The 13,611-nt window shown below is 61.2% G+C and carries 13 protein-coding genes; all 13 read left to right on the forward strand.

All coding sequences use genetic code 11. The annotated features are described in order from the left end of the window. The first annotated feature begins 25 nt into the window (after positions 1-25). Positions 26-1,183 carry an amidohydrolase gene (locus tag GPK89_RS01125; protein WP_215690960.1) on the forward strand — a complete coding sequence of 386 codons (1,158 nt, stop codon included), beginning with the start codon at positions 26-28 and terminating at the stop codon, positions 1,181-1,183. A 24-nt stretch (positions 1,184-1,207) separates the two neighbouring features. After that, a complete protein-coding gene (locus GPK89_RS01130) occupies positions 1,208-2,770 on the forward strand; it encodes an O-antigen ligase family protein (protein WP_215690962.1) in 1,563 nt (520 codons plus the stop codon). Positions 2,771-3,066: 296 nt separating this feature from the next. Continuing rightward, a complete protein-coding gene (locus tag GPK89_RS01135; RefSeq protein ID WP_215690966.1) occupies positions 3,067-4,017 on the forward strand; it encodes a hypothetical protein in 951 nt (316 codons plus the stop codon). Between the two features lie 17 nt (positions 4,018-4,034). After that, positions 4,035-4,739 (forward strand): class D sortase, encoded by a 705-nt coding sequence (locus tag GPK89_RS01140; protein ID WP_215690969.1) that lies wholly within the window; start codon positions 4,035-4,037, stop codon positions 4,737-4,739. Continuing rightward, on the forward strand, positions 4,736-5,593 hold the full coding sequence (locus tag GPK89_RS01145; RefSeq protein ID WP_215690973.1) for a hypothetical protein: 858 nt from the start codon (positions 4,736-4,738) through the stop codon (positions 5,591-5,593). Before GPK89_RS01140 ends, GPK89_RS01145 begins: the two co-directional genes overlap by 4 nt. 91 nt (positions 5,594-5,684) lie before the next feature. Continuing rightward, on the forward strand, positions 5,685-7,058 hold the full coding sequence (locus tag GPK89_RS01150) for an N-acetyl sugar amidotransferase (protein ID WP_215690976.1): 1,374 nt from the start codon (positions 5,685-5,687) through the stop codon (positions 7,056-7,058). A 44-nt stretch (positions 7,059-7,102) separates the two neighbouring features. Further along, positions 7,103-7,870: an imidazole glycerol phosphate synthase subunit HisF gene (gene hisF / locus GPK89_RS01155; RefSeq protein ID WP_215690979.1), complete on the forward strand. Its 768-nt coding sequence runs from the start codon at positions 7,103-7,105 to the stop codon at positions 7,868-7,870. Further along, positions 7,867-8,514, forward strand: coding sequence for an imidazole glycerol phosphate synthase subunit HisH (gene hisH, locus GPK89_RS01160; RefSeq protein ID WP_215690982.1), 648 nt, complete (start codon positions 7,867-7,869; stop codon positions 8,512-8,514). Before hisF ends, hisH begins: the two co-directional genes overlap by 4 nt. A 186-nt stretch (positions 8,515-8,700) precedes the next feature. Next, entirely contained in the window at positions 8,701-9,627 is a 927-nt protein-coding gene (locus GPK89_RS01165; protein WP_215690985.1) for a sugar nucleotide-binding protein, read from the forward strand. Between the two features lie 3 nt (positions 9,628-9,630). After that, complete coding sequence (locus GPK89_RS01170) at positions 9,631-10,419, forward strand: sugar phosphate isomerase/epimerase family protein (protein ID WP_215690988.1); 789 nt, start codon at positions 9,631-9,633, stop codon at positions 10,417-10,419. Further along, positions 10,416-11,216 (forward strand): glycosyltransferase family 2 protein, encoded by an 801-nt coding sequence (locus GPK89_RS01175; protein ID WP_215690991.1) that lies wholly within the window; start codon positions 10,416-10,418, stop codon positions 11,214-11,216. The genes GPK89_RS01170 and GPK89_RS01175 overlap by 4 nt, the downstream gene beginning before the upstream one ends. 366 nt (positions 11,217-11,582) lie before the next feature. Beyond that, positions 11,583-12,701 carry an FAD-dependent oxidoreductase gene (locus GPK89_RS01180; RefSeq protein ID WP_215690994.1) on the forward strand — a complete coding sequence of 373 codons (1,119 nt, stop codon included), beginning with the start codon at positions 11,583-11,585 and terminating at the stop codon, positions 12,699-12,701. After that, positions 12,698-13,609, forward strand: coding sequence for a glycosyltransferase (locus GPK89_RS01185; RefSeq protein WP_215690996.1), 912 nt, complete (start codon positions 12,698-12,700; stop codon positions 13,607-13,609). The genes GPK89_RS01180 and GPK89_RS01185 overlap by 4 nt, the downstream gene beginning before the upstream one ends. Positions 13,610-13,611 lie beyond the last annotated feature (2 nt).

A 13,611-nucleotide genomic window follows, 5' to 3' on the forward strand; every position in this document is an offset into this window, starting at 1 on the left:
CCTACGGTATAATGGAGGAATAACCATGACCACCCTCATCCGCGGCGGCCTTATCCATGACGCGGTCCACCGCGGGGCGTATATCGCCGATATCCTGCTGGCGGGCGGCAAAATTGCCGGCATCGGCACCGATCTGACCGCCCCGGCGGACGCGGAAATCTTCGACGCGGACGGTCTCGACGTCTACCCCGGCTTCGTCGATGCCCATACTCACATTGGCCTGGACGGCTACGGCATCGGGTACGAGGGCTGCGATTACAACGAAATGAACGATATCTGGACGCCGCAGCTCCGAGCCATCGACGGCATCAACCCCCGTGACCCCTCGCTGGCCATTGCCCGCAAGGCGGGCGTCACCTGCGTCTGCACCGGCCCGGGCAGCGCCAATGTGCTGGGCGGCACGTTTTTAGCCATGAAAACCGTCGGCGACCGCATCGATAACATGATCGTCAAAGACCCTGTTGCCATGAAATGCGCCTTCGGTGAGAACCCCAAGCGCTGCTACCGCGACAAGTGCGACTCGACCCGTATGTCCACGGCGGCGTTCCTGCGCGGTGCGCTGATGCAGGCCAAGGACTACGGCGCACGCAAGCAGGCCGCAAACGGCGATGTGACCAAGATGCCCGCCTATAACCAGAAGCTCGAGGCCCTGCTGCCGGTGCTGGCAGGGGAGATCCCCCTGAAAGCCCACGCCCACCAGGCAAACGATATCTTCACTGCGCTGCGCATTGCCCATGAGTTCGGCCTGCGCATCACGCTGGAACACGTCACCGAGGGCCACCTCATTGTGGACGAGCTGGCAAAAGAAAAAGACGTGCCCATGGCCGTCGGTCCCAGCCTGACCCACGCCAGCAAGTTTGAATTGCAGAACAAATCCTGGGCTACGCCCGGTGTGCTGGCGAAAGCGGGCTGCCATGTCTCCATCATCACCGATAACTCGGTCATCCCGCAGCAATATCTGCCGCTCTGCGCCGGTATGGCCGTCAAGGCGGGCATGGATGAGTTTGATGCGCTGAAAGCCATCACCATCAATCCGGCGGAGCATATCGGCGTAGCGGACCGCGTCGGCACGCTGGAGGTGGGCAAGGACGCCGACGTCGTCATCACGAACGGCTGCCCCTTTGAGGTACTGACCGAAACGCGGGCTGTTTTCATCGACGGCAATCGCGTCGATACCCTGTAAAACAACGCTGAAAGGAATTATTGTATGCACCTGCCTGAACGCCCGCTGCGCTGCGCCCCCGCAGCCATTGCCGGGAATGTGCTGACGTTGGCGGCGCTTTTGCTGCTGCCGCTGTATATGCCAAGCGGCTATGTGGGCCTTGTGGATGCAAAATTTCACCTGCTGCTCTGGCTGGCGGGGGCGGGCGCTGCGCTGCTGGTCTGGCGGCTGTGGCTGGGCCTGCGCGGCCGCGCCCCTGCCGTTCGGCTGGATTTGGCAACCGCATTGCCGTTGCCGGTGCTCTGTTTGAGCTACACGGTGGCCTGGCTCTTTGCCGAGGATCGTGCCCTGGCCCTGTGGGGGCTGGCGGGACGGTACAACGGCCTGCTGATGCTGCTTGCCTGCACGGTGCTTTACTTTGTGGTGCGGCTGGTGGGTGGCGGTGTGCCCTCGGTGTGGTTCGGGCGGTTGCTGGCGGGCGCGGGCTGCGCCGTCACGCTGTTGAGCTGGCTGAACTTTTTCATGGCCGATCCGCTGGACGCCTATTACAGCTTTCTGCCCGGCAGGGGCGGGCTATTTCTGGGCACGGTGGGCAACATCAATTTTTACGGTGCACTGTTGGATATCTGCCTGCCCATCGCTGTGTGGGAGCTGCTGACTGCCCCCGACCGGGACACCGCCCGGCGGTGGGGTGCGGTGTCCGTTTGCCTGGGCACCGGGCTGATTGCGGCGGGCAGCGACGCCGCCTGGCTCGGGGCCGTTTGCGCGGTGTGGGCGCTCTGCATGGCACGGCGTGTCACGGCGGGGCGGCTGGCCCGGCTGCTCTTCGCGGGAGGGGCCTGGGCGCTCTGCGCCGCTGCGGCGGGTCTGCTGGCCCGCTGGCTGCCCATCCGCACCGAATGGCGCACCCTGTCCGGGCTTGTCACACAGCTGTTCCCCGCGCTGGCGGTGGCAGGGGTGCTTTTTGCGCTGGGCGCACTGCTGCGCCGCTGGCCCACGGCCCGCAGCTGGCGAGCCGCGCGGGTGCTGGGTGTCCTGACCGTTTTACTGGCGGCTGAGCTGTTTGTAGCGGCAAATTTCACGAGCATTCTGCCCGAATCCCTTGCTGCCTCGCTGCGGTTTGACGACCAGTGGGGTTCCAACCGCGGCTTTGCGTGGAAGCGCCTTTGGACCGTCTACAAGGACGATTTGACGCCGCTGCAGATGGTGTTCGGCCTGGGCGGCGACGCAACCAACGCGCGGCTGAACATTGATGATTATTCTGTCAAATATATGACGCTGCTCAACGGCGACATTTTTGACTCGGCCCACAACGAGTATTTGCAGCACCTGCTTTGCGGCGGTGCGGTGGGCCTGGCTGCCTGGCTGGCATTTCTGGCCGGGCATATCCGCCGTGGGCTGCGGACTGCGCCCGGGCTGGCACTGGCAGTTTTCGGGTATGCGGTGCAGGCGTTTTTCAGTATCAGTATGCCCGGTGTGCTGCCGCTGGTGTTTGTGTTGGCGGCCCTCTGTGTAAAGCCGCAGCCCCTGGCTGCCCGGGGAGAGTACCGATGCCTGCTGGGCCTGGCCCTGGCCGCCCCGCCGGTAATGCTGCTGGCGGCGCTATAAAAGAATCGTATCGAAAAATGTGCGGTAGGGGCGGGGCTCTGCTCCGCCCGTGGTCGCTTGCCTTTTGGAGAGCTTTCCCGGAAAGGGGATACAAGAGTAAGCCGCCGAGCGGAGCAGAGCCCCGCCCCTGCGTTGAAAACGCTGTGACCCCTAAATAGTGTACAAAAGTGTGAAAGAAAATGTGGATTATTGGTGAAAATGTGAATTGACAAAAGCTAATGGGGGGGGGTATACTTTCAATAGTTTTGAAATTTACTGCAAAGTAAACAAACACTATTGAGAGGAGTCCTACCTGAATGAAGAAATTCCTTGCCATGCTCTGCGCTGTGGCGCTGGCGGCTCTGTGCGCCGTCTCCGCTTTTGCAGAGGCTACCCCCGGCCAGGCCGCCAACGAGCTGGCCACCAACATCCTGAACACCGCCAACAAGGGCATCATGGTTCCCGAGGCTGTTGAGATGACCGAGCACATCGTTGCTAATCCCACCATCCCTGTCACCAAAGAGCAGGCCAACGCGGCTATGGGCGTTATGAACGCTGTCGGCAATACCGTCGTTAAGAAGGTTGCCACCGGCAGCAAAGTTTCCAATGCCATCAGCTTTGAGTCCTACAAGGAGAACGGCGTTGTCGTCAATAGCCTGACCCGCAAAGACGACAAGACTCTCGTGCTGGATGCTTCCTGGTCCGGCAATGAGGCCCAGCCCGAGATGGGCGTTATGGTCGCCGTGTACGGCCTGGAGTCCCGCGCGGGCTACCAGCTGGTTTACGTCGCTGACGACGGCACCCGCACCACCTACGACACCCAGCTGTCCTCCGCCAACAATGCGGTCGTATTCTGGATCCCCCACTTCTCCACCTATGAGATCGTCCGCGTCCGCGACTATGTTGAGCCCAGCAACGACAGCCAGACCGACGCTGACCGCGCTGCCCAGGCAGCCGCTGCTGCCGCCGAGGCTGCCCGCGTTGACGCCCAGTTCTACACCTGCCCGGCCTGCGGCTACCACAACTGGACCGGCACTGTGGGCGGCTACAAGTGCGACCACTGCGGCCACATCGAGGCCAAGGACCTGAGCAGCTACCCCAACGTCAAGGGCACTGCCACCCTGGCCGCCGCTTCCTCTACCAAGGCTGTGGGCACCAACCCCATCAAGGCTACCGGCGCTGACATGAACCTGATGGTCCTGGCCGTTCTGGTTCTGGCTGCGGCTATGGTCGGCGGCTTCGCCTGCGTTGCCCGCAAGCACAAGTAAAAAAGGATAAACTGCTTATGAAGGAAACACATTCCGGCAAAGCAGTGTCATCACACAGCAAGAGGAAGAACGTTGTTCTTTCTCTTGTTTTTTGTGTGGCCGCAGTTTGCGTGGCACTGCTGGTTTTGGTTGGCCCCGGGCACAGCCTGGCGGGCGCGGCCCAGCGCTCCGGCGTGGACGCTGCGCTGCCCGCCTCCATCGATACGACAACTTCGGACAACACCGCCCAGCCCACCGAGGCCCCCACGGCACCGCCGCAGCCTGCGGCGGTGAACATCAATGATTTCGGCGGCTACCCCAGTGCGGGGGACGCTTTGGGCGAAATCAAAATCTCCGGCACGTCGGTGGACTGCACGCTGTACTATGGCGACGAGGATGCCCAGCTGGACGCGGGCGCGGGCATCTACCCGGGCAGCAAAATCCCCGGCGAGGGCGGTACAATTCTGGTGGCCGGACACACGGCGACCTTCTTCCGCGATTTTGAGCATGCCCAGAACGGTGCGCAGATCACCGTCACCACCGTCTACGGTACCTACGTCTACGAAATCACCGATATGCAGGTTGCGACCGACACCGACACTTCGGCCTACGACCTCGACGCGGCGGAGGAAAACATCATCCTCTACACCTGCTACCCGCTAGGCCAGACCGCGCTGACCGATCTGCGCTACTTCATCTACGGCCGCTTCGTCAGCGGCCCTGCGCTGGAGGGTCTGTCTTGACCCGCCCCGCAGAACACCCGGGCGCGGCGCGGCTCTCGGTCATGGTGCAGCTGGTGGGCAGCGTCTGCGCGGTGCTGCTGGCCCTGAGCCTGGCTCTGGCCGCCACGCTGCTGCGGGAGGGGCACTTTGCCGCCTGCATCGAAAACAGCGGCTACCTGGACACCCTTCACACCGCCGTGCTGGACACCTGCGGTGGGTACGCTGCGGCAGCGGGTACGACCGCTGACCCGCTGGCGGACATCATTACGCCGGAGGCTGTCCGCGCCGGGGTGTTGCACCGGGCCGACGGCCTGTGGCACGGCAGCACCGTCGATGAGACGGACCCCTTCAATGACCTCATCGTGACCTACCAGGACAACGTCGCCCCGGAACCCGCCGTCTACGATGGCTACCGCATCTTGCAGTACAACTGCCAGATGGAATGGAAAAGCGCCATGGCAACGCCGTTTTCGGCGGCTATTAGTATGGTGCTACAATACCGCACCGTCGTGGCCGTGACGATGTACCTCTCGGCGCTGCTGCTGGTGGGGTGTATTGCGCTGCAATACCGCCTGGCGGCGAGATGGCGGGTATTCTGCCGCGGCCTGCTGCATATGGCCGATGCCTGCCTGCTGGCGGGCGCGGTGCTGGCCGGGTGGCTGGGCTTCGGCAGCGGCTATCGCAGCTGGACAGCAGTGGGGGATATCGGCTATACGCTGTTCTGCCGCTGGTTCGGTGCGCTGGCCCCGGCTGTGCTGGGCTGCGCCGCGCTGGTGGCGGCCATCCCGACCGGGCTGGTTTTCTGGGTCTGCGTGCAATATCACCGCGCGAAAGCGCAGCGCCCCTCTTGCAAAACCGAAAAACCTGTGTTATAATACATCCATACGGCAAAGGCGCCGTCTGATAGCATTGCTATCGGACGGTGCCTTTTCATTTTGATACAGAGCCGATTGGAGTGTAAAGAATATGGAAAAGATTCCCCGCCATGTGGACATTGATTACAGCAAGTACGCCCCCGATATCCCGGAGGACCAGCTCGAAGCCTACTACGGTCTGCCCAAGCACGTGCAGTTCTGCAACGAGTGCGTCATGAGCAACCAAAAGCCCAACTCCTGCTATGAGTTTGAGCACACCATCAAATCCATCAAAAAGACGATGGTCATTCAGGACGACGGCGTCTGCGATGCCTGCCACGCCTGCCATAACAAGGCCAATGGTCACATCGACTGGGCCGAGCGCGAAAGGGAGCTGCGCGAACTCTGCGACCAGTACCGCAAGAACGACGGCAGCTACGACTGCCTGGTGCCCGGCTCCGGCGGCAAGGACAGCTTCTACGCCGCCCATCTGCTGAAATACAAGTACGGCATGCACCCGCTGACCGTGACCTGGGCCCCGCATATCTACACCCCCTGGGGCTGGGAAAATATGCAGGCATGGATCCATGCAGGCTTTGACAACTACCTGTGCACCCCCAACGGTATGACCCACCGCCTGCTGACCCGCCTTGCCACTGAGAACCTGTTCCACCCGTTCCAGCCGTTCATCCTGGGCCAGAAGCAGCTTGCCCCCAAGATGGCCGCCAAGTTCGGCATCCCGCTGGTGTTCTACGGCGAGAACGAGGCCGAGTTCGGCAACCCCATTGCCGACAACAACTCCGCCCTGCGCGATGAGCACTTCTTCGCCGTCAACGATTACGACCATATCTACCTGGGCGGCGTCAGCCTGCGCCAGCTGGAGGAGGACTATAAGGTCGATAAGGCCGACCTGGCGATTTATCTGCCGAGTGAGACGTCCAACCTCGAGAAAAACCACATCCAGGTGCGGTATCTGGGCTACTACGAAAAGTGGCACCCGCAGGGCGCGTACTATTACAGTGTCGAGCACGGCGGCTTCCGCCCCGCGCCGGAGCGCACCCAGGGAACCTACTCCAAGTACAACTCCATCGACGACAAAATCGACGATTTCTTCTACTACACCACCTACATCAAGTACGGCATCGGCCGCACGACCTACGATGCAGCGCAGGAGATCCGCAACGAGGAAATCACGCTGGACGAAGGCAAGGCGCTGTGCAAGAAGTTCGACGGCGAGTACCCCGACCGCTTTGAGAAGGAAATTTTCAAGTATCTGTCGCTGGACCGCCAGCACTTCCCCTGGGCCAGCCAGCTGTTTGAGCAGCCCAAGATGGACCGGGATTATTTCATGGACCTGGCCGATCGCTTCCGCTCTCCCCACATCTGGAAGTGGGAGGACGGTATGTGGAAGCTGCGCCACACCCCCTATGAGGGCGACAGCGAGGTTCTGTGGGGCGACCCGAGAGGCACGCATCACGAGATTTGACAAAGGGCTTCTCCCTCAGGGGAAGGCTTTAACGAGGTTCACTTATGCTGAAAAAAATACGACTGATCGCCCGTCTTGACGTCAAAGACACCAACCTTGTCAAAGGCATCCAGTTGGAAGGGCTGCGCAAGCTGGGCGACCCCAACGCCTTTGCGAAAGAGTACTATGAGCAGGGCATCGACGAACTGCTCTATATAGATATCGTGGCAAGCCTGTACAACCGCAACAACTTAAGTGATATCGTGCGCAAAACCGTCGATGATGTGTATATCCCGGTCTGCGTGGGCGGCGGCTTGCGCAGCGTCGAGGATGTGCGCCACATCCTGGCGATGGGTGCGGACAAGGTCGCCATCAACACGGCGGCCATCAAGCGGCCCGAGCTCATCACGGAGGTGGCCGAGGCTTTCGGCAGCCAGTGCATGGTGCTGTCCATCCAGGCCAAGCGCAGCCGCACCTGGCCCGGCAAGTGGGAGGCCTACTACGACAATGGCCGCGCCCACTCCGGGTATGACGTCGTCGAGTGGGCCAAGCGCGGCGTGGCGCTGGGCGCGGGCGAGATCCTGCTGACCAGCGTCGACAACGAGGGCTTGCAGCAGGGGATGGACCTGGAACTGATCGAGGCCGTGACCAAGGCTGTGAACGTGCCGGTCATCTGCGGCGGCGGTGTAGGCTGCGGCGATGATATCGTCGATGCCGCCAACGCGGGCGCGGACGCCGTGGCCTGCGCTGCGGTGCTGCATTATAAAAAAGAAAACGTGCAGGAGTTGAAGGATGACATCCGCGCGGGCGGGGTGGAGGTGCGCCGGGTATGAAAGTGACGATTATTGACTACGGCCTGTCCAACCTGCTCAGCGTGCAGCACGCCTTCGCGCATTTTGGCGCGAAGACACTGCTGACGAGCAAGCCGGAGGATGTGTTGGCCGCCGACGCGCTGGTGCTGCCCGGCGTGGGCGCATTCCAGGATGGCATGGCCGGGCTGGAAAAACTGGGCCTGGTGGAGCCGATCCGCCAAAAAGCCGCTGCCGGTACGCCGCTGCTGGGCATCTGCCTGGGAATGCAGATGCTGTTTGACGAGTCGGAGGAGTTCGGCTTGCACAAAGGCCTGGGGCTGATCCCGGGCCGCGTGGTGAAAATCCCCGACACCGACGCCGACGGCTGCCCCCAGCGGGTGCCGCACATCAGCTGGAACCCGCTGTACCCCGGCGGCAGCCGCGCCGATTTTGGCGGCACGGTGTTGGCGGCGGTGCAGCCCGGCGAGGAGTGCTACTTTATCCATAGCTACGAGGCCAAGCCCACCGACGAAACGGACTGCCTGGCCTTCACGGTCTACGGCGGCCGCCGCATCTGTGCCGCCGCCACCCACGGCAGCGTCCTGGGCTGCCAGTTCCACCCGGAAAAGTCGGGGGAAGTAGGGTTGAAGATTATAGAGGAGTTTATGAAGTCGGCAGATAGGTAGGGGCCGGGTATGCCCGGCCCGCGGCTTTACCGTAAGAGCCCCCTGCCGTACCGTGGAGGGCCGGACATGTCCGGCCCCTACAGAGCAATCATCTGCAACGCCCTGTGCAATCCTGCACAGGGCGTTGCTTTTTCCCCCGCAATACGGTATAATTATCTTGTATAAATGTGCAAAGGGGAATCAGCCATGTCCTGTGATCTGCTCGTCGGCTCCACCGGCTTTGTGGGGGGCAACCTGGCGGCGAAGCATACCTTCACCGCGGCCTGCCACAGCAGCGATATCGCCGCGCAGTACGGCACCCGCCCGGATCTCTGCGTCTATGCGGGCGTGCCGGCCGCTATGTTTTTGGCCAACGCGGACCCGGAGGCAGATCTGGCTGTCATGCGTGCCGCGCGGGAAAATATCCGAAGAATCGCGCCGCAGCAGCTCGTCCTGATTTCCAGTATTGCCGTGCTGGCAGACAGCCGCGGCGTCTATGAGGACAGCCCCGCCCAGCCTGCTGAAAAACTGCCTGCCTACGGCAAAAACCGCCTGCAATTAGAGCAGTGGGTGCGGGAGGATTTCCCCGACGCGCTCATCGTGCGGCTGCCCGCGCTCTACGGCATCGGCATCAAAAAGAACTTCCTCTTTGACCTGCACACCATCACCCCGGCTATGTTGAAGCCGGAAAAATACGACGAACTGGCGGCAAAATCGCCGTTGGTGCAATCCGCCTACACGCTGGCGGACAACGGCTTTTACAAGCTGAACGGCACAGTGGATGCCGCAGCGCTCAAAGCGTTTTTTGTGGGCAACGATTTTAATGCACTGGCCTTCACCGATTCCCGCAGCCGCTACCAGTTTTACAACCTGGGGCGGCTCTGGCCGGATCTTGAGAAAGCCCGCGCCGCCGACTTGAAGCTGCTGCACCTCTGTACGCCGCCCATCACGGCGGGGGAGGTCTACACCGCCGTCACCGGCAGGAACTGGCACAACGAGCTTACCAAGCCGCCGTTTGACTACGACCTGCGCAGCCGCCATGCGGACATTTTGGGCGGCAGCGGGGACTACCTGTGTACCAAACAACAGGAACTTGACGATATAACGCGCTTTCTGCGCGATTGGAGGGATTGACCCATGGCGAACTATCAGCTTGCCATCTCAAACATTGCGTGGCTCAAGGACGACGACGAGGCCGTCTACACCGCCATGCAGCAGGCGGGCTTCACCGGGCTGGAGCTGGCCCCCACCCGCATTTTTTCCGAAGCACCGTATGAAAATCTGACCAGTGCGCTGCTGTTCGGCGGCTATCTCAAAAACCGCTGGGGCTTCTCGGTGCCCAGCCTGCAAAGCATCTGGTACGGCCAGAAGGGCAATATCTTCAACCCCGCCGACACAGAGCCGCTGCTGGATTACACGGCCCAGGCATTCCAGTTTGCCCACAGCCTGAACTGTCCCTCGCTGGTGTTCGGCTGCCCTAAAAACCGTATGCGCCCGCTGGGCGGCAACGATGCCGCCGCCGAGGCATTCTTCATGCAGGCGGGCAACCTGGCCGCGCGGTACGGTGTGCATCTGGCACTGGAGGCCAACCCGCCGATGTACACGAACTATCTGAACGACACGGCGGACGCTTTCGCGTTGGTCAAGCGGCTGGATAACCCCGGCCTGTCGGTCAACTTTGATTTGTCCACTGTGCTGGCCCAGGGCGAGAAACTGCAAACTTTCATCGATGATATGCAGTATGTCAGCCACGTTCATATCAGCGAGCCGGGCCTGGCCCCCATCCAGAAACGCCCCGAGCACAGGGAACTGGCGCTGCTGCTGGGGGCGGTGGGCTACCGCGGCTTTGTCTCCATCGAGATGGCCCACACCGACCTGGACACGATCCGCCGCACGATGGACTATATTGCGGAGGTGTTCGCATGATCGAGTACGAGCGCAAAAACCTGAACGGCGTGCCGGACTACACCGCCGCCGAATTTGAGGGCCGCCGCAGCGACTACTGCCTGCTGATTCCGGTCATCAACGAGGGGGCGCGCATCCTGACCGAGTTGGGCCGCGCCGAAAATGCGGGCATCAACAAAATCTGTGATATCGTCATCTGCGACGGCGGCTCCACCGACGGCAGCATGAAGCATGATATCTTGCAGCTCTACCACGTCAATACGCTGCTAACGAAAATCGGCCCCGGCAAACAGGGGGCACAGCTGCGCATGGGCCTCTATTTCGCGCTGGATCGCGGGTACAAGGGTGTTCTGACCATCGACGGCAACAACAAAGACTCGATTGAAGATGTACCCAAATTCATTGAAAAATTGCAGGCGGGCTATGACCTGGTGCAGGGCAGCCGCTTTATCCGCGGCGGCCATGCAATCAACACGCCGCCGGTGCGCTATGCGGCGGTGCGGCTCATCCATGCGCCGCTCATCAGCCTGGGGGCGCACCAGTGGTTCACCGACACCACCAACGCCTACCGCGCGTACAGCCGCGAGTACCTGACCCATCCCGACGTGCGTCCGCTGCGCAATGTCTTTGCCGGGTATGAGCTGCTGGCGTATCTGAGCATCCGCGCAACCCAGCTGGGCCTGAAGGCCTGCGAGGTCCCCGTGACCCGCGCCTACCCGGCCACCGGCAAAACACCCACCAAGATCACCGGCTTCAAGGGCAACAGCGACCTGATGAAGGTCCTGCTCAACGCGCTGAAGGGAAAGTATAATCCGTAAAAGGGGAGTGCTATGCACAAGATAAAAAAGTTTGCGGCAGAGCACAAGCGGGAAATCATCTTTGCAGCGATTTATCTGCTCATCGTAGTGTTTCGCTTCAGCTGGTTTTATACGCACTCTCGCTGCTCTGGGGCGTGGTGATGGTCATTGCATGGGTGCAGCAAAAACGCCCGCCTTGGCTGCATATGGCCTTGTTTGCCCTGCTGATGTGTACGACTTTCTTGACTTTCTTTATCACCTGCGGCGAATATATGCGGACGATGATTACCGTTGTGCCGTATATGTTCATTTGTATGGGTATGGCGGTGCAGCGGCTTATTGTGCCGCATGGGCTTGTAAGTGTGTGCCCCAAAGGAGAAAAATAAATTGACCTACGATAAAATCATCCTCGGTGCGGGGCTGTATGGGCTGTATGCGGCGCAGAAATGCGGCGCGGCGGGCCAGCGCGTCCTTGTGCTGGAGCGTGACCCCGCGCCCTTTATGCGGGCAACCTACATCAACCAGGCCCGCGTCCATATGGGCTACCACTACCCGCGCAGCTACTCCACGGCCATCAAGTCGGCCCACTATTTTGAACGTTTCTGCGCGGATTACGGCTTCTGCCTGCACACGGAGTTTGACCAGGTCTACGCCACCAGCGCACATTTCTCCTGGACGAACGCCGCCGAATTCCGCCGTTTCTGTGCGGCGGCGGGTATCCGCTGTGACGATGTTGCACCCGAGCGGTACTTCAACCCCGGCCTTTGCGACGGCGCATTCCTGACGAAAGAATACACCTACGACGCCCAGGTGCTCAAGCGCTGGTTCCTGGAGAAGCTGGCCGCCCTGCCGAATGTCGAAATCCTGTACAGCCACAAGCCCGACAAGATCGAGAAAGCCGGTAGTGCGTGGCGGGTCACGGCGGGGGACACCACCGCCGAAGCGCCCTATCTGCTCAACGCTACCTATGCGGGCGTCAACGACGTGCACGCCCTGCTGGGTCTGCCGCCCTTCGGCATCAAGTACGAAAAATGTGAGATCATCTTGTGTACGGTGGAGGATGCCTTAAAGCACACCGGCATCACGGTCATGGATGGGCCGTTTTTCAGCCTGATGCCCTTCGGCCAGACCGGGCTGCACAGCCTGACCAGCGTGACCTTCACCCCGCATGAGACAAGCTATGACAGCGTAGCGACCTTCCCCTGCCAGGCAGAAAGCGGCGGTTGCTGCACCCCGGGCAGCCTGTACAACTGCAACGAGTGCCCGGCTAAGCCGCAAAGCGCCTGGCCCTACATGAGCCAGCTGGCCCGCAAATATTTAAAGGAAGAATACGGTTTTGCCTACCACAGCAGCCTGTTCAGCATGAAACCAATTTTGAAGGCAAGCGAAATTGACGACTCGCGCCCGACGGTCGTGCGCGTCATGAGCGATGAGCCGAAGCTCGTCAGCGTGCTGAGCGGCAAGATCAATACCGTATATGACCTGGACGAGGTGCTGGAAGTATGAACACAAAAGAAAAAAACTTTGTCTCGGCAGTCGTCTACCTGCACAACGACGGTGCCCGCGCGGTGGAGTTCTGCCGCACCGCCGCCGCCGAGCTGGACGCCCACTTCGCCCAGTATGAACTGGTCGTCGTGGATGACGCCTGCACCGACGACACCGTGGCCCAGCTGCGCGCCTGGGGCAAAGAGCAGGCCGCTCCGCTGACGATTTTGCACATGAGCACCTACCACGGCTTGGAAAACGCCATGAACGCGGGCCTTGACGCTGCCATCGGCGACTATGTGTATGAGTTCGATTCCACCGAGCTTTGCTACCCGGCGGAGCTGATTTTCAAGGCCTACCAGACCGCGCTGACCGGCAGCGACATCGTCTCGGTCTGCCCGCGCACCGTGCGGGGCAGCAGCGGCCTGTTTTACAAGGTGTTCAACGCTCATTCCCAAAGTGCCTACCGGCTGCGCACCGATGCGTTCCGGCTGGTCACGCGCCGCGCCATCAACCGCGTACACGCTTCCAGTGCCCACCTGCCCTACCGCAAGGCGGCCTACGCAGCGTCGGGCCTGAAAATGACCGATCTGGAATTTGACGGCCAGCTGACCGTCAAGAGCAAGGGACGGTTCAACCTGGCGCTGGACAGCCTGGCGCTGTACACCAATGCTGGGTTCAAGGCCAGCATGACGGTCACCCTCTGCATGCTGGCGCTGGCCCTGGCCGAGCTGGTCTACACGCTGGTGGTGTTCATCACCGGCCACCCGGTCGAGGGCTGGACCACCACGATGTTCGTCATCACGGTGGGATTTTCCGGGCTGTTTGCGGTGCTGACCATCGTGGTCAAGTACCTGTCGCTGCTGGTGGATCTGGTGTTCAAGCAGCAGAAATATTTAGTGGAGAGCATCGAAAAGCTGCAAAAGTGATC

Origin of the sequence: Gemmiger formicilis, assembly GCF_018784445.1 — a bacterium.
Taxonomy (GTDB): domain Bacteria; phylum Bacillota; class Clostridia; order Oscillospirales; family Ruminococcaceae; genus Gemmiger.